This window comes from Arthrobacter sp. MYb224 (genome assembly GCF_002975455.1).
Classification (GTDB): domain Bacteria; phylum Actinomycetota; class Actinomycetes; order Actinomycetales; family Micrococcaceae; genus Glutamicibacter.
Genome location: NZ_PCPU01000004.1, coordinates 75,882 through 90,084 on the forward strand (window position 1 = coordinate 75,882; position 14,203 = coordinate 90,084).

18 protein-coding genes are annotated in these 14,203 nt (G+C 62.5%); 6 read left to right on the plus strand and 12 right to left on the minus strand.

All coding sequences use genetic code 11. The features are described from left to right. Nucleotide 1: 1 nt before the first annotated feature. The 7 genes from CQ017_RS08895 to modA form a co-directional block, all read right to left on the minus strand. Nucleotides 2-340: a YciI family protein gene (locus CQ017_RS08895; RefSeq protein WP_105553414.1), complete on the minus strand. Its 339-nt coding sequence runs from the start codon at nucleotides 338-340 to the stop codon at nucleotides 2-4. A gap of 130 nt (nucleotides 341-470) precedes the next feature. Then, a complete protein-coding gene (locus tag CQ017_RS08900; protein WP_105553415.1) occupies nucleotides 471-737 on the minus strand; it encodes a DUF6457 domain-containing protein in 267 nt (88 codons plus the stop codon). A 19-nt stretch (nucleotides 738-756) separates the two neighbouring features. Continuing rightward, nucleotides 757-1,362, minus strand: a complete 606-nt coding sequence (locus tag CQ017_RS08905) for a molybdenum cofactor guanylyltransferase (protein ID WP_181150520.1) — start codon at nucleotides 1,360-1,362, stop codon at nucleotides 757-759. After that, on the minus strand, nucleotides 1,362-2,600 hold the full coding sequence (glp, locus tag CQ017_RS08910) for a gephyrin-like molybdotransferase Glp (RefSeq protein ID WP_105553417.1): 1,239 nt from the start codon (nucleotides 2,598-2,600) through the stop codon (nucleotides 1,362-1,364). The genes CQ017_RS08905 and glp (CQ017_RS08910) overlap by 1 nt, the downstream gene beginning before the upstream one ends. Nucleotides 2,601-2,694: 94 nt before the next feature. Then, nucleotides 2,695-3,456, minus strand: a complete 762-nt coding sequence (locus tag CQ017_RS08915) for a sulfate/molybdate ABC transporter ATP-binding protein (protein WP_105553418.1) — start codon at nucleotides 3,454-3,456, stop codon at nucleotides 2,695-2,697. Next, the gene (locus tag CQ017_RS08920) at nucleotides 3,453-4,265 is read right to left on the minus strand and encodes an ABC transporter permease (RefSeq protein ID WP_105553419.1); all 813 of its coding nucleotides are present in this window, start codon (nucleotides 4,263-4,265) and stop codon (nucleotides 3,453-3,455) included. Before CQ017_RS08920 ends, CQ017_RS08915 begins: the two co-directional genes overlap by 4 nt. Continuing rightward, nucleotides 4,262-5,002, minus strand: a complete 741-nt coding sequence (gene modA / locus CQ017_RS08925; RefSeq protein WP_258133562.1) for a molybdate ABC transporter substrate-binding protein — start codon at nucleotides 5,000-5,002, stop codon at nucleotides 4,262-4,264. The genes CQ017_RS08920 and modA overlap by 4 nt, the downstream gene beginning before the upstream one ends. 503 nt (nucleotides 5,003-5,505) lie before the next feature. Between modA and CQ017_RS18095 the strand changes: the two genes are divergently transcribed. Next, nucleotides 5,506-5,679, plus strand: a complete 174-nt coding sequence (locus tag CQ017_RS18095) for a hypothetical protein (RefSeq protein WP_181148428.1) — start codon at nucleotides 5,506-5,508, stop codon at nucleotides 5,677-5,679. 92 nt (nucleotides 5,680-5,771) lie between these two features. On the opposite strand, the gene CQ017_RS08930 is transcribed toward CQ017_RS18095, so the two are convergent. Together CQ017_RS08930 and CQ017_RS08935 are read right to left on the minus strand one after the other, a co-directional pair. Beyond that, nucleotides 5,772-6,194, minus strand: coding sequence for a molybdenum cofactor biosynthesis protein MoaE (locus CQ017_RS08930; RefSeq protein ID WP_105553421.1), 423 nt, complete (start codon nucleotides 6,192-6,194; stop codon nucleotides 5,772-5,774). After that, nucleotides 6,191-7,405 carry a ThiF family adenylyltransferase gene (locus CQ017_RS08935; protein ID WP_105553422.1) on the minus strand — a complete coding sequence of 405 codons (1,215 nt, stop codon included), beginning with the start codon at nucleotides 7,403-7,405 and terminating at the stop codon, nucleotides 6,191-6,193. Before CQ017_RS08935 ends, CQ017_RS08930 begins: the two co-directional genes overlap by 4 nt. A gap of 60 nt (nucleotides 7,406-7,465) precedes the next feature. Between CQ017_RS08935 and CQ017_RS08940 the strand changes: the two genes are divergently transcribed. From CQ017_RS08940 to CQ017_RS08960, 5 genes are read left to right on the plus strand one after another with little or no spacing between them, the layout of a single operon-like run. Continuing rightward, complete coding sequence (locus tag CQ017_RS08940) at nucleotides 7,466-7,735, plus strand: MoaD/ThiS family protein (protein ID WP_096285432.1); 270 nt, start codon at nucleotides 7,466-7,468, stop codon at nucleotides 7,733-7,735. Nucleotides 7,736-7,744: 9 nt separating this feature from the next. Beyond that, nucleotides 7,745-9,007 (plus strand): gephyrin-like molybdotransferase Glp, encoded by a 1,263-nt coding sequence (gene glp, locus CQ017_RS08945; protein ID WP_105553423.1) that lies wholly within the window; start codon nucleotides 7,745-7,747, stop codon nucleotides 9,005-9,007. Then, the gene (moaC, locus tag CQ017_RS08950; protein WP_105553424.1) at nucleotides 9,000-9,488 is read left to right on the plus strand and encodes a cyclic pyranopterin monophosphate synthase MoaC; all 489 of its coding nucleotides are present in this window, start codon (nucleotides 9,000-9,002) and stop codon (nucleotides 9,486-9,488) included. The genes glp (CQ017_RS08945) and moaC overlap by 8 nt, the downstream gene beginning before the upstream one ends. Further along, the gene (locus CQ017_RS08955; RefSeq protein WP_105553425.1) at nucleotides 9,478-9,978 is read left to right on the plus strand and encodes a molybdopterin-binding protein; all 501 of its coding nucleotides are present in this window, start codon (nucleotides 9,478-9,480) and stop codon (nucleotides 9,976-9,978) included. The genes moaC and CQ017_RS08955 overlap by 11 nt, the downstream gene beginning before the upstream one ends. A gap of 30 nt (nucleotides 9,979-10,008) precedes the next feature. Next, the gene (locus CQ017_RS08960) at nucleotides 10,009-10,218 is read left to right on the plus strand and encodes a DUF1653 domain-containing protein (RefSeq protein WP_105553426.1); all 210 of its coding nucleotides are present in this window, start codon (nucleotides 10,009-10,011) and stop codon (nucleotides 10,216-10,218) included. 287 nt (nucleotides 10,219-10,505) lie between these two features. Here CQ017_RS08960 and CQ017_RS08965 read toward each other — a convergent pair whose 3' ends face one another. From CQ017_RS08965 to CQ017_RS08975, 3 genes are read right to left on the minus strand one after another with little or no spacing between them, the layout of a single operon-like run. Beyond that, entirely contained in the window at nucleotides 10,506-11,900 is a 1,395-nt protein-coding gene (locus CQ017_RS08965) for a GntP family permease (RefSeq protein WP_105553427.1), read from the minus strand. A 27-nt stretch (nucleotides 11,901-11,927) separates the two neighbouring features. After that, nucleotides 11,928-12,560 carry a bifunctional 4-hydroxy-2-oxoglutarate aldolase/2-dehydro-3-deoxy-phosphogluconate aldolase gene (locus CQ017_RS08970; RefSeq protein WP_105553428.1) on the minus strand — a complete coding sequence of 211 codons (633 nt, stop codon included), beginning with the start codon at nucleotides 12,558-12,560 and terminating at the stop codon, nucleotides 11,928-11,930. Next, nucleotides 12,557-14,194, minus strand: coding sequence for an amidohydrolase family protein (locus tag CQ017_RS08975; protein WP_105553429.1), 1,638 nt, complete (start codon nucleotides 14,192-14,194; stop codon nucleotides 12,557-12,559). The genes CQ017_RS08970 and CQ017_RS08975 overlap by 4 nt, the downstream gene beginning before the upstream one ends. Nucleotides 14,195-14,203 lie beyond the last annotated feature (9 nt).

The window sequence follows — 14,203 nt, forward strand, 5'->3', positions numbered from 1 at the left end:
GCTAGCTCGCCGAGTCATAGGCGAATTCGCGCAGCTCTTGCGCACACCGGCAGGCCACCGCGATCTTTCGAGCCCAACCCAGCGCTTCCGCGCGGGTGGGCACCTCCAGCACGGTAAATCCGCCTTTGAGCTCCGAGCCCGAATAGATTTCGTCACTCACCGAACCATCTGCCGATACCAGTACCGGATCGACGCGTTCCTCGATGCCACCACCGAAGACATAGACGCCTGCCGCTTTGGCCTCGGAAATCACCGCACGGGCATCGGCGGCGACACGCGGCAACTCTTCGTCCGCAACCACCATGGCCCGGCTCGGAAACGAGATCAGATATTTAGTCATCTCCCGATTGTGCGCCCGGAGGCGGTACACGGCAATGCTTAGTCCGCTGAAGCCGGTGATGCCTACCTTGCCATTGGGTGGCTACAACGCGTTGAGCTGAGGCACGCGATGGAACTCCAGCAACGCGGGATTATTCCTGCTCGGCCGCCCAGCGCGCGGCCCGTGCGTTGAGCTTCTCGGCGAGCGCCGACAGCTCGGTGCCCGGTTCCGCGCGGCCAAGAGCCAAGCCCAAGAGAAAAGTGCTCAATGGGGCCGCTGGCCTTGCGACGTCGTGGGCAACGTGTTTGGCCACGTCGAGCAGCGTGCCTATAGATACCTCGTTGGCGTCCAAGCCGAGTTCCTCGGCCGCGGCCTCCAGCCACGGAATGAGTGCCTCGGGTGGGAGATGCTGTGCCATGATTATTTTCCTTTGCTCGCTAAGACTTAGTTGGCTTCGTCGATTTACTTGAATCCTTTTGCCGCAGGCGGGCTTCTTCCAGGGCTTCGGGGGTATCAATATCCGCCGATTTCTCCACCGAAATATTGGCCCTGCTCAGCCGAAGGTTGTTGAAGGCCCGCCTGACCGGTGCATTGACGACGCCATCGCCCAGCGCCTCGCAGGCTTCGCGCAACGGCTCGGTGCGGTAGCAACCCGCAAGCCACTGGGTCCGCTCGTTGTCGTCTACCAGCACCACGCCATCCGTCCCAGAAGCATCGATGGCCGCGGAAAGCGCCTCGCAGACCGCGGCCGGATATTCCAGGTCGCAAGACAGAACCACTACCCAGTCAGCCGTCACCGCGCGAAGCCCCACCGCAACTGCGGCTAACGGTCCGGCGAATGCCGGTTCTTCGCGCAGCACCACGTCCGCTTGGGTTCCAGCGGATTCGGGACCCACAACGATCACCTGGCCATTGACCGCTTCCCGGCAAGCGCGCACCACGCGATCCACCAGCCGCTGCCCGCCAAGGAGCAGTTCGGCCTTATCCAGGCCACCGAGCCGGGACCCACGGCCACCGGCAAGAATCAAAGCGTCGGCGGCCATCATGGAAGCATCCGGATTACTTGCACGCTGTCGCCTTCGGCGATGTCCCCGCGTTCAGGTTCGACCAAGGCGTACCCTTGGGCAGCGCCGAAACCACCGACGGAATGCGACACCCGCTTGGAGTGCACCACCGGATAGCAGCGCAAAGACTGCCCGTATTCAAATTCAACCGGGAGCACTTGCAGCTTCCCGGTGAATCCACGCCATCCAATCCCGGCGGTAGCGGTCAATCTCGGACGCTCGGATGTCTCGTGGCCCTGCATGGCACGCAGCGCCGGGATTACGAACAGTTCAAAGCCGACCGCCGCGCTGACCGGATTGCCCGGCAGCGCGAAGACAAACGCACCGGCGGCCAAACGCCCGGTGCATTGCGGCTGTCCGGGACGGGCATCCAACCTCACGGCACGAACTTCTGCCTCATCTGCCAGCGCCAACCGCATCACGTCCCGTGTGCCCGGGCCCACCCCGCCGGTGCTCACGATGACGTCGTAGCTCGAACCCAGTTCGGCCAGCCTTTCGCTCACCTCGGCTACCTCATCGGGGCAATGCTGCACGCTGACCTCGATGATGCCCGCCTCGGCCAGCAGCCCGCCAATGAGCAAGGAGTTTGATTCCGGGATCTGACCGCGAGTCAGCTGAGCACCGAGGGGCCGCAGTTCGGCACCGGTGACCAGCACCGCAACACGCGGCGCTCGCCGAACCAGCACCTTGGCTATTCCGGCCGCGGCCAATGCCGATAGGCGCACCGCGGTCAGCTGGTCTCCGGCGCGGGCCACCAATGCGCCTCGGGCCAGGTCTTCTCCCCGGGCGCGGATCTCTTGGCCGGGCTGAACCGGTTTGAATACGCGCACGAGGTCATCGGCCCAGGTGCTCTCGCCTTGATCGCCAATGGTCGATTCGACGCGCACTACCGCGTCGGCGCGGGTGGGGATGGGAGCACCGGTCATAATGCGCACCGCCTGGCCCGGCTCCAGCGGCGCATCCCAGGAACTTCCCGCGGCTACTTCGCCCACAACGCTCAACGCTATCGGCTGCTGCTCGCTAGCGTTCGACGTATCGCAGCTGCGCACCGCGTAGCCGTCCATGGCCGAGTTCTCCCACAGCGGCAGCGGGTGAGCGGCGAACACATCCTCGGCAAGCACCGTTCCGCGCGCCTCGGCTAGGCCAACCGTGCTGGTGGCTACCGGAGTGACTCGGTCAAGAATCCACGCCAGATGTTCTGCAGGGCTTATCCCCATCGTTCCTCATCCTTCATTGCCTTCAAAAGTTGTTGAGTCCCGGAAACAAGAAATATTCGAAAGGTGCCAGACGAAGCAATCATTGGCTTCATGGCTAAGGGGAACATCTCTTCTCCGGTTCGCTCTCGTAGCCCGCCGGAACGCTATTGGCCACGGCCCGCACAAACTCCGTAGCGGGTTCCGCAAGCACTTGCCGCGTATGCCCCTGTTGAACGACCACGCCGCGTTCGATTACCAATAATCGCTCTGCCAGGGCCAGCGCATCCGCCCCCGAATGCGAGACGACAACCGCAGTGGTTCCGGTACGGGAGAGTTCTTCACGGACCAGCTCGCGCATCTCCACCGCCGCTTGGACATCAAGTGCGGAGAACGGCTCATCAACCAGCAGCAATTTCGGTCCTGCGGCCAAGGCACGAGCCAGCGCGACACGCTGCTGCTGTCCACCGGAAAGCGCGGCGGGTCGTTGCGTCGCGAATGCCATGAGCCCCAAGCGTTCAAGCCAGTCGTGCGCCACCTGCTGGGCGGCACGTTTGCTTAGGCCAGCCGCGCGGGCAGCGAAGGCGATATTCTCCGCGGCGTCAAAATGCGGGAAGAGCCTGGGCTGCTGCCCGAGCAGTCCGATCGCTCGGCGGTGTGGCGGCAGGTGCACACCGGGACCGGAGAGCACCGTACCGTTCAGGGAAATCTGCCCGGCTGTAAGGTGCTGAATTCCAGCTATTGCATGCACAATCGTGGACTTGCCAGCTCCGTTGGGGCCCATCAACGCGAGGATCTTCCGGGGTTCAAGATCCAGTTGCACGTCGATTTCGAAGCTTGGTCGCGTCACACGGATTGCTGCCTGAAGCCCGGTGGTCATTTCAACGCCCCCGGACGCCACGCCCGCAGGCAAACCAGGACCAGTACCGCGGCCGCGAGCAACAACAACGAAAGCGCCACAGCTGATTCTCGTCCGGCGCCTGCCCCATTAAAAGCCGTATAGATTGCCAGTGGCATGGTCTGGGTGCGTCCCGGCGCATTGCCTGCGAAAAGCGCGGTAGCCCCAAACTCGCCCAGAGCCCTGGCGAAGCAGAGGATCATCCCGGCGAGCAACCCCGGTGCGGCCAAGGGCAGGCTAATTCGGGTCAGCACCATCCAGCGTCCGGCACCAAGCGTGGCCGCGGTCTGCTCATAGGCTGCGCCGCTGGTACGCAGGGTCCCTTCGACGGTGAGCACCAGAAAAGGCAGTCCGACAAACATTTGCGCCATCACCACCGCGGCGGTGGAAAACGGGAGAGTGAACCCCCAGAGCTGTTCCAGCAGCTGTCCAATGCCGCTAGTCCGGCCGAAGAGCAACAGCAGCGCGACTCCGCCGACCATAGGCGGGAGCACTAGGGGCACCGCCACCAATGCACGGAGAACCTGCGCAACGTGCGGGGAGCTGCGGGCAATGAGCAGTGCCAGTGGCACTCCGAGCAGCGTGCACAGCACCGTAGCCAGCAGCCCGGTGCGCAGCGACAGGCCAAGGGCCTGCAAGGCCTGGGGGCTGGTCACATCCGCCCACAAGGTGCTCCAGGAGGCCTGCGTCAGCAATGCCATCAGGGGCAATACGAGCAAGGCCACAGCCAATACGGCGGGCAGCAATACCAGGCTCGGCGCCCGGGTGCCGACATCTACTTGGGCGGTCATTTCTGCTCGGTCTTCAGCTGTGCGGAGGTCGACGGGCTTCCGAAGCCGTATTCGCTCATCACCTGTTGACCATGCTCGCTCAGGACATAGTCCACGAACACTTCGGCAGCCTCGCGCTTGGCAACTTCCTGTTCGTCATCGCTGGCATTGTCGACTACCGAGATGGGATACGAGTTGACGACCTTGTGAGCGTCGGGAGGAATAATGCTTTCCACGGTCGGCTCATTGGCAATTTCCGTGCGGTATACCAGCCCCGCGTCAGCTTCCCCGGTGGCAACCTTGACCAGTACGGTGCCTACGTTCTGTTCCAGGCTTGCAGCTTCAACCTGCACGCCGGCAAGATCTAGCAATTTCTTGGCCGCGGAGCCACAAGGCACTTCGGGAGCGCAGAGCACCGTGGTGCCTTTTGCCAGGTCCGCCAGCTCATTGATATTGCCCGGGTTCCCATGGGGAACGGCAATCACCAGCGTGTTGGTAGCGAAGATGCTCGCGGTGGTCGCCAAGCCGGCTTCTTGGACCGCGTCCATGTTGGGTTCATCTGCGGAGGCAAAAACATCTGTTGGCGCTCCGGCGAGGATCTGCGTCGCAAGCGTTGAGGAGCCGTCGTAGCTAATGTCGGAGAGCAGAATTTCGGGGTGCTGCTCCCGGAATTCCTGAGCCAACTGTTCGAAGGGCTCATGCAATGAGGTTGCTGCCGAAATGTTGATTTGGGTCTGCGGCTGTGCGGCGTTTTCCATCCCGCCATTAGCTGCGCATGAGCTTAATGCCAGAACAAGAAGTCCGGCTAACGCCAGCGTTGGGCGTAGTTGCATGCTCGGCTCCTTCAAAAACGGTACTTTGCCATGCTACCGCCGATGTCGCGCGCGTCACGAGTTATTTCCGCGCCGACTTCACGATCCATCACAGTTGCTCGTCCGAGGATGCCGGCACGGCCTGCGGCCGCGTGGCGCTAAGCCGAGGTGCGGCCATCTCGCCGGCGGTGCCGTACAAATTACAACTCTCGAACGGTTATCACTGTGCGGCGAGCTGGCGCATATGTTTTCAGGCTCTGGCTCGATGGCGGAAACCCCGTATTGCCGGGCCGCGCCGACACCCGCGGCGGTGGCTGACCCGGACACGGAAATGCGCCGCAGCTAGAGATATCATGTGACTGGCTGCTGCCGCTGGCGGTTTGCTGGGAGTGGCAAAATCAGGCGTTTTCGAAGCTCTCTGGATCTAGGACTTAGCGGAAATTGGCGACATGAAGAAATCCACGGTTTCACCCACAACTGCCTCGGTGCTCGCGGCGCTTTTCCTGCTCGTGGGTGTTTGGCAGTTGGCGACCGGCACGGTTTGGCCAGGCGGTGCGATGCTGGCGCTTGCTTCCTTGTGGGTTGTTGTCGCTGTGCGCCAAGCCAGAAAACCACCGGTCTAAGAGAATATCCCTCGAATTTGGCTGCAGATCTAGCTTTGCTGCCACCTCAGCCGCGCCGAGAAGACTGAAACGGGTGGCTGATGTCTCCGTGCTTAGAGACCCACCCATTGACTGGTTCCCGCTTCGAAATGCTGACGCTTCCAGATCGGCACCTCGTGCTTGATGCGCTCAACCAAAGCCTCGATGGCGGCGAAGGCCTCACCACGGTGCGCGGCGGCGGACGCCGCGACCAAGGCGGCGTCGCCAATTTTCAGTTCCCCCACGCGGTGCACCGCCGCCATACGCACCCCGGAGCGTTCCTGCTCTTCGGCCAGGATCTTGGCCAGAAACTCTTCGGCCTGCGGGTGGCTTGAGTAGTCCAGTCCCAGGACCTTTTCGCCGCCGTCATGGTTGCGTACGATGCCATGGAACATCACCACCGCTCCGGCGTCCGGACCGTCCACCGCCGCTCGAACCGCGGACTCATCGATGGCCTCAGTGCTGATGCGGGCTAGTGAATTGTTCAACTCGGTCATGAGTTCTCCTTCAAGCTGTCTGTTGATGCCTTCGCGGCATCCGTCGCGGTGAATTCCGGGGCAAGCGGGGCGAACTCGTGAATACCACCTGAAAGGTAGCGCACCGGCACCCCGCGCTTGGCTAATAGCTGTGCGGCACGGATGGATCGGGGGTCACGGGCGCAATAGACAATCAGCTCGCCGCTACCGGGCAGGACCAATGCTTGCTCCGCTTGGGAAGCCGCTTCAAGCTCATCCAACGGCACAAACTGGGATCCGGCGATGCGCAGCTGTTCGCGTTCTGCCAAGGTCCGCACATCAAGCAAGCGCGGGGCATCACCGGAACGCATCATTCCCGCGAGCTCGGAGGCCGAGATCGCCTCGGGTTGCGGTTCCGCTCCGGCACAGAACAGTTCGTAGTCGATCAATTCGCTCACCGGATTTCCTTGCGGGTCACGGCCGTAGGCGATTTCCCTGGTGCGGCCGGCGAGTGCGTCATAGATCAGCACCCGGCCAATGAGCAGATCGCCTAGTCCGGTGATCACCTTCAAGGTTTCGGTGGCCAACAAGGAACCAACCGTTCCGCAGAGCCCCGGCAGCACCCCGCCGACGGCACAGTTCACCACGGTGCCCGGTTCCGGCGGACTCGGGAACAGATCCCGGTAGCCCGGGCCGTACTCATGCCAAGCCACGCTGACTTGCCCATGATGGGCGAGGATGGATCCCCAGATCAACGGAATCCCGCTGAGCTGAGCCGCATCATTAACCAGATAGCGGGTGGGGAAATTATCGCTCCCATCAACTACCAGGTCATAGCCGGCAAAGATCTCCAAGGCGTTCTCGGCGGTCAACCGCAGGTTGTGTTCAACAACCGTAATGCTCGGGTCCAGCGCCCTGGCCGCCTGCGCCAAAGACGAGGTCTTGGCCACGCCGAGGTTCGCCGTGGTGTGCGCAACCTGCCGATGCAGATTCGAAAGTTCGACCACATCATCATCAACCAGCCCGATGGTCCCCACCCCGGCCCCGACCAGATACGGCACGCTCGCGCACCCGAGTCCACCGGCGCCGATGACCAAAACCCGCGCGTGGGCGAGCCTGCACTGGGATTCAATACCGAAGCCGGGCAATGAGAGCTGCCGTTGGGCACGAGCGCGCTGTTCGTCGTTGAGTTCCGCGCCCACCTGCACCGCGGCAGGAGGCGTGGCACCACCCGGAGATACGCTTTGATTCATACTGGGATCCTACGCGTTTATCGACTTACCTGCCCGCTACGCACAAGATAGCATGGAGATATGACCTCGATCCTGATCCGTTACTTCGCCGCCGCCGCCCAGGCCGCCGGCACCGAAGAGGAGCATTGGCCAACCGTGACAACGCTCGCGGAATTACGCGCCGGACTCCAGGAAAAGTACGGCCAAGAGATGGCAAAAGTGCTCAACGCCGGAAGTTTCTTGGTCAACGGCACGGTCCGCCGCGATACCGGTGCGCTGCGCACCGCCGGGGATGAAACAGACGGCAAACCGCTGACCGTTGATGTGCTTCCACCCTTCGCCGGCGGGTAACCACCCTTCATGAGTTGCACTCTCGAATCCCACCGCGTCCATGTGCGCGATCTGCTGGCGCCAATGCTGCAGCGCCTTCGCGGCGAAGCGCCGGAACTCTTGAGCGTCGGCCACCCTGCGCTCGCCGGTCGGGTCACCGCCGCGCAAATGACCGCCACCCTGCCGATCCCCGCCTTTACCAATTCGCAGATGGACGGCTACGCCCTTCACTCGCAGCAGCTCGCCGCGGCCAGTAGTCAATCCCCGCTGACCTTCCCGCTCGGTTTCACCGCCGCGGCCGGCGACCCGCGTTTGAAGCTTGAACCCGGTACCGTCATCCCGGTGATGACCGGCGCTCCCATCCCCTATGGGGCAGACACCGTGGTTCCCATCGAGGAGACGGTTTCAGCAGCTTTCCCTGTGCTGGTTCGGGCAGGAGCCGGCACGCCGAGCGGCACGGCCACCTTTACACGGCCGAGCGGCGCGGGGCGTTTCATCCGCGAGGCCGGCGAACAACTGGCCGGCGGCGCGGTCGTGGCCGAGTCCGGCGAGTTGCTGACCCCCACCTTGATAGGCGCGCTGGCGGCCAGCGGCGTGCATCGAGTTTCGGTGCAAGCTCGACCACAGGTGCTGCTGTGCACCACCGGCGACGAGCTGGCCGCCCCCGGTTCCGAGGTCGCGGCGGCTCGCATCCCGGATGCCAATAGCCCGATGCTCGCCGCCCTCTTGCGGGACTACGGTGCCGAGGTCTCGGTGGCACGTTTGCCCGATGATCCGCAGGCTTTCTCAGAACATCTCTTGAAGCATGCCGCGCAGGCTGACTTGCTGCTCACCGTTGGCGGGATCAGTGCCGGGGCATTCGAAGTAGTTCGCCAGGTGCTCGAACCCCTGGGCGGCGACTTCCACCATGTGGCGATGCAACCCGGTGGGCCCCAGGGACATGCGAGCTTGGAAAACCCAGATGGTTCGCGTACCCCGGTACTCTGCTTCCCCGGGAACCCGGTCAGCGCGCTGCTTTCCGCCGAGCTCTTCCTCGCCCCGTTGCTGCGCGCCTTCGCAGCACTTCCACAGCCGCGGGCAACGCGCGGAGTGCTTGCCCATGAGGTCAGCTCCCCCGAGTCCAAACATCAGGTGCGCCGCGCGATGCTGGCAGATGGGCAGGTCACCGTGCTCGCTCCGGGCTCGCACCTGATCCATGATCTTGCCCGAGCCGATGCGCTAGTCCATCTACCGGTGGGGCTGACCCATTTGCCCGCCGGCGCAGAAATTGAAACCTGGAGCTTTAATGTCTGAGAACCAACGCCTCACCCACCTGCGCGCCGATGGCACGTCCCACATGGTGGATGTCAGCGACAAGACCGTCACCAAGCGGGTGGCCACGGCCGAGGCGCTGTTCGTTACCCGCCCCGATGTCATCGAGCAGCTGATGAGCGGGAACCTGCCCAAAGGCGAGGCGCTGGGCACCGCCCGCGTGGCAGGCATCATGGCGGCTAAGCGCACCTGGGAACTGGTGCCGCTGTGCCACCCGTTGCCGATCTCCAAGGTATCGGTGGACTTTACGGCCGAGGCAGACACCGTGCGCATCACCGCACAGGTCACCACCAAGGGGGTCACCGGGGTGGAAATGGAAGCACTAACCGCTGCCAGCGTCGCGGCCTTGACCCTGTATGACATGACCAAGGCGGTAGACAAGCACGCCGAAGTCACCGGCATCAAGGTGCTGTCCAAGTCCGGCGGAAAGAGCGGGGACTGGACTCGTGACAATGAGCGGTAAAGTCCCCGGTGACCGAGCCGCGGTCGTTGTTGCCTCGACCAGCTGCGCGGCCGGAACCGCCACGGACAAGACGGGCCCGGTCATTGCCCGGTGGCTCGTCGAACGCGGCTTTGCTGCCGCCCAGCCGCTGGTGGCCGCCGATGGGCTGCCGGTGCGCGTTGCCGTGGAAGAGCAGCTTGCCGCCGGAGCCCGCGTGGTGGTGGTCACCGGAGGAACCGGAGTTTCCCCGGATGATCAGTCACCGGAGATGGTTGCCCCGCTGCTGGATGTGCAGCTACCCGGGATCATCGAGGCCATCCGCCGGCGCGGCGAAGCGATGACCCCGATGGCGATCATGACCCGTGGCGTCGCCGGGTTCGCCGGGAACAGTTTTGTGCTGACCCTGCCCGGATCCACCGGTGGCGTGGCCGATGGTCTGGCCGTGCTGGACCCTATTTTGAATCACCTCTTGGACCAGCGCAGCGGTGCTCGCGAACATGGTCCGCGCTAATTTGCACCTACTGGCAGGAAAGGCCACCCGTTGAGCGTTGAAGCCGGCATTTACGAACATTTTAAGGGGCAGCGCTACGAGGTGCTGGCCGTGGGCAGGCACAGTGAAACCGAGGAACCGCTGGTGTTCTATCGCAAGCTCTACGATGACTACAGCTTTTGGGCCCGACCGCTGTCAATGTTCGAGGAAGTGGTAGAGCGCGAGGGCTATCGCGGGCCGCGTTTCAACCGGATCGCCTAGCTGCTGCAGCAGTGCAGTTGCCTTAGGCGAATTGGCCACATCTTAGGTTCGGCTCAGCACCCGATGCCTATCACGGTTGCGGAAATTTGATTCTTGGACGGGCCTCCGGCGAAGGGCTCTTCGAAGTTCCGGAGGCATCCACTGGTCCAACCGGTGATCATGCGCCGGAGTTGGTAGAACACTGGTACGTCGACGTCACCCCGTCGTAATTCATGGTTTGAAGCTACACATAAAATTTGCCCCGGAACCCTCATGGCTCCGGGGCAAATCAAAGTCCGCTTCCCTAGCTAAGACACGATCGCAAATAGTGTCGCGGCCACGGCGAAACCAACCACCGACAGAACTGTCTCCAGCACCGTCCAGGTTTTCAAAGTGTCCTTGACCGACATGTTGAAGTACTTGGCAATAATCCAGAAGCCACCGTCGTTGACATGGCTGGCAATGATGGAACCGGAAGAAATCGCAATGACGATCAGCGCCAGCTGGGGTTGGCTGAAATCACCGGATGCCATAGTCGGGGCAAGGATGCCGCTCGTTGTCACGATAGCCACGGTGGCAGAACCCTGCGCGATGCGCATACCGCAGGAAATTACGTAGGCCGACAATATCAGCGGTAGGCCTGCTTGTGACAGCGAACCGGCTACGGCTTGCCCCACGCCAGTGGCGGCCAATACCGCACCGAAGAACGCGCCAGCACCCACCACGAGCAGGATCATGCCTACCGGGCGCAGCGACTCGCCGGTGACCTTTGAAAGTTCCGCACGGGTCATCCCCCGCCGGGTACCAAGAATCCACATGGCTAGCAACACCGCGATTGTCAGTGCGATAGCTGGATTTCCGGTGAAGATCAGCAGGTCTTTCAGCCACCCTTCCGGCAGTAGAACATTGCCGAAGGTTGCGCACAGGATTAGCACCATCGGCAGGCCAATGGCTAAGGAAACACTGCCAATTCCAGGTGCCTGCAGCTGAGATCCTTCCTTGGTATTGCGCACGTGCTCACCTGGCACCTCAACATGCACGCGAGCACCGATCCAGCGTCCCCACATGATGCCTGAAGCAAACCATGCCGGGATACCACAAGCCAGCCCCATAACAATGATCCAGCCTAGGGAGACGCCAAAGAACCCGGCGGCTGCCACCGGACCCGGATGCGGCGGCAGGAAGGCATGCGTCACGGACAAGCCTGCCAGAAGCGGCAAGGCGTACAGCGCGAGCGAACGTCCCCCGCGAACCGCGGCAACGTAGACCAATGGCGCCAAGACGAAAATACCGATGTCGAAAAATACCGGAATACCCAATAGGAAACCGGTAACGCCCATGGCCACAGGCGTCCCCTTCTCGCCGAAAACCTTGATCAGCCTGTCCAGCAGAACTTGCGCGCCGCCAGAGTGTTCAAGGATGGCGCCCAACACGGTACCCAGACCGATAATCAGGGTGATGTGGCCCAGAATGCCGGCGAAGCCCTTTTCGATCAAGGCGTCTGAGGCTTTGACCGGGGTTCCGACTAGATCTGTCAGGGAGACTCCGCCGACAAGGGCGACGAGCACACCGGTAGCCACCAGGGCAATAAAAGGTTCAATTTTGGACTTGATGATCAGGGTTAGCAGCAGGGCGATGCCAGCAGCGGCCAGCAACAGCAGGCCGAGTGTATCGTGTCTGAGCCATTCAAGGAATGTGGCCACGGTGCCACCTCGTTTCTAAGCTATTAATTATCCGAGTGAAGAGGTAAATTTTTGTGCGCGTTGGGTGATCTGCTCCCATGCGCCTTCGGCTACTAACGTTGGATGCACGACGGAGGTTCCGCAGCATACCGCTAGCGCCCCGGCGGCTAAGAAATCCGCCGCATTCTGCTCGTTGATGCCGCCAGATGGCAGCAATTTCAACTCTGGGAAGGGACCCAGCAGATCCTTGAGATATCCCGGCCCCACATGACGAGCTGGGAAAATCTTCACGATTTCGCTACCTAGATCAACAGCCTGGGCAACTTCGGTGGGAGTGAGCGCTCCAAGGCTGAAGGGCACTTGGCGTTCTCGGGCTACCGCGGCGACCTCGGTGCGTAGCCCCGGGGTGACCAGGAACTGGGCCCCGGCATCCAACGCGGCCTCTGCCTGTGCGGCGCTGAGCACCGTTCCCACGCCAATCATGACCCCGTGCTCCTGTGCGGTATCTGCCACACGGCGGATGTGCTCCAGTACATTCGGGGTGGTGAACGTCAATTCCATGGTGCGGATTCCTCCGCGAGCCAGTGCCCCCGCTAGTTCCGCAGCGTCCGAGATGCGCTCCGCGCGCACCACTGCAAGGGTCTTGTCTGCTGCTAGCAGCTGGTTCAAAGTAGTTGTCATAACGCTTGCGTTCCTTCTGTAGTGCGACGCAGGGCGCGTCCGGCCCGTGCTCCGGTGGGCCGGCCGTCGCGTAGTGCGGCCACACCGTTGACATAGACGGCCTGGATGCCAATGGCGGGTTGCTTGGGATTGTCAAAAGTCGATCCAGCAGCAACGGTCTGCGGGTCAAAAAGCACCAAGTCCGCCGCGTAGCCTTCGCGGATCTCGCCACGTTTTACCAGCTTCAGCCGCTGCGCTGGCCGCCCGGTGAGGTGGTGCACGGTTTCCTCCAGCGACATCACCCCGAGTTCGCGGGAGTACCGTCCTAGGTATTGCGGGAAGGTGCCCCAGGCCCGCGGATGCGGCTTGGCGCCGTGCAGCAACCCGTCCGATCCGCCGGTGTGCACGCGGTGGGTCATAATGGCTCGCACGTTCTCCTCGTGGCCCACATGCTGCAGGATGCCTGCCCCCAGCCGATCCTCGGTGAGGATCGTGCAAAAGACCTCGAAGGGTTCGCGGCGTTCTGTGGCGGCGATGTCCTGGATAGTTCGCCCCACATAGTCGGCAAGCGCTGGGTTCTGCACCGATGAAATTTCCAGGGTCTCCCACTCGGCCACGACTCCGTGGCAGCCATCTGATCCGGTGACTTCCAAGGCCTGGCGGATGCGGGCCCGGTCTTGCGGATCTGCTAGACGCGCTAGGGTGTCATCCACGGATCCGGCCGAGGACCAGCTGGGCAGAACTGCGGAGAGCGTGGTGGAGCCTGGCAGATAAGGATAGGTGTCGAGGCTGATATCTGCCCCTTCGGACAAGGCCTGGTCGATGAGTTCGAGCAAGGCTGGCGCCTTACCCTTATTTTCTGCGAAATTCATCGTGGCGTGTGCCAAGTGAAGTGCGCATCCGGAGGATCGCGAAAGCTCGATCATCTCCGCATAGGCATCCAGCGCACCCTTTCCGTAGGAGCGGTGGTGCGGGGCGTAGAATCCGCCGTGTGCGGCTACCTCGGCGCACAGTTCTCCGAGCTCGGCGGTGCTCGCATACATGCCCGGTGTATAGGTCAGGCCGCTGGAAAGACCCACCGCCCCTTGCTCCATGCCTTCGGCAATGACCTGTCGCATGGCGGTGATCTGAGCGCCGTCGGCGCGCTGGTCCCCGAATCCCATAACCAACGCGCGCACGGTGCCCTGGGGGATCAGATAGGCGGCGTTGGTGGCGATGCGCTGGCCTTGCGCGTCTTCGGCATCCAGCCGATCGAGGTATTGGGCTACGCTGCGCCAGGAGAAATCGAAATCCTGCGGGTTACCGTTCCATCCGGCAATCTTTTCGCGGATCTGCGGAAGGATCTCGTCATTGACCGGCGCATAGGAGATCCCGTCTTGGCCAAGCACCTCGGTGGTCACTCCCTGGGTAATCTTGGGCAGATGCTCCGGGGCGGTCAACAGGTAGAGGTCCGAGTGCGCGTGCATGTCGATAAATCCGGGGCTAAGCACCAGCGATTCGGCGTCTACTTGGCGTATTTCCGCGGAAGCCGCCAGGGCGCCGGCCGAGGCAATGCGTTTGATGATGCCTTCGGAGATCAGGACGTCGGCACGGTAGCGCGGTGCCCCGGTGCCGTCCACGATCGTGGCATTGCTGAAAAGTGTCGGTTCGCTCATTGATGTTCC

What these genes read in the sequence shown, in the direction of transcription:
- CQ017_RS08930 (WP_105553421.1), bottom strand. Translation starts at nt 6,194, where the DNA reads ATGACCGAGTTGAACAATTCACTAGCCCGCATCAGCACTGAGGCCATC.
- CQ017_RS08905 (WP_181150520.1), bottom strand. Translation starts at nt 1,362, where the DNA reads ATGGCCGCCGACGCTTTGATTCTTGCCGGTGGCCGTGGGTCCCGGCTC.
- CQ017_RS08900 (WP_105553415.1), bottom strand. Translation starts at nt 737, where the DNA reads ATGGCACAGCATCTCCCACCCGAGGCACTCATTCCGTGGCTGGAGGCC.
- CQ017_RS08970 (WP_105553428.1), bottom strand. Translation starts at nt 12,560, where the DNA reads ATGACAACTACTTTGAACCAGCTGCTAGCAGCAGACAAGACCCTTGCA.
- glp (WP_105553423.1), top strand. Translation starts at nt 7,745, where the DNA reads ATGAGTTGCACTCTCGAATCCCACCGCGTCCATGTGCGCGATCTGCTG.
- CQ017_RS08915 (WP_105553418.1), bottom strand. Translation starts at nt 3,456, where the DNA reads ATGACCACCGGGCTTCAGGCAGCAATCCGTGTGACGCGACCAAGCTTC.
- moaC (WP_105553424.1), top strand. Translation starts at nt 9,000, where the DNA reads ATGTCTGAGAACCAACGCCTCACCCACCTGCGCGCCGATGGCACGTCC.
- CQ017_RS08895 (WP_105553414.1), bottom strand. Translation starts at nt 340, where the DNA reads ATGACTAAATATCTGATCTCGTTTCCGAGCCGGGCCATGGTGGTTGCG.
- CQ017_RS08920 (WP_105553419.1), bottom strand. Translation starts at nt 4,265, where the DNA reads ATGACCGCCCAAGTAGATGTCGGCACCCGGGCGCCGAGCCTGGTATTG.
- CQ017_RS08975 (WP_105553429.1), bottom strand. Translation starts at nt 14,194, where the DNA reads ATGAGCGAACCGACACTTTTCAGCAATGCCACGATCGTGGACGGCACC.
- CQ017_RS18095 (WP_181148428.1), top strand. Translation starts at nt 5,506, where the DNA reads ATGAAGAAATCCACGGTTTCACCCACAACTGCCTCGGTGCTCGCGGCG.
- glp (WP_105553417.1), bottom strand. Translation starts at nt 2,600, where the DNA reads ATGGGGATAAGCCCTGCAGAACATCTGGCGTGGATTCTTGACCGAGTC.
- modA (WP_258133562.1), bottom strand. Translation starts at nt 5,002, where the DNA reads ATGGAAAACGCCGCACAGCCGCAGACCCAAATCAACATTTCGGCAGCA.
- CQ017_RS08955 (WP_105553425.1), top strand. Translation starts at nt 9,478, where the DNA reads ATGAGCGGTAAAGTCCCCGGTGACCGAGCCGCGGTCGTTGTTGCCTCG.
- CQ017_RS08940 (WP_096285432.1), top strand. Translation starts at nt 7,466, where the DNA reads ATGACCTCGATCCTGATCCGTTACTTCGCCGCCGCCGCCCAGGCCGCC.
- CQ017_RS08935 (WP_105553422.1), bottom strand. Translation starts at nt 7,405, where the DNA reads ATGAATCAAAGCGTATCTCCGGGTGGTGCCACGCCTCCTGCCGCGGTG.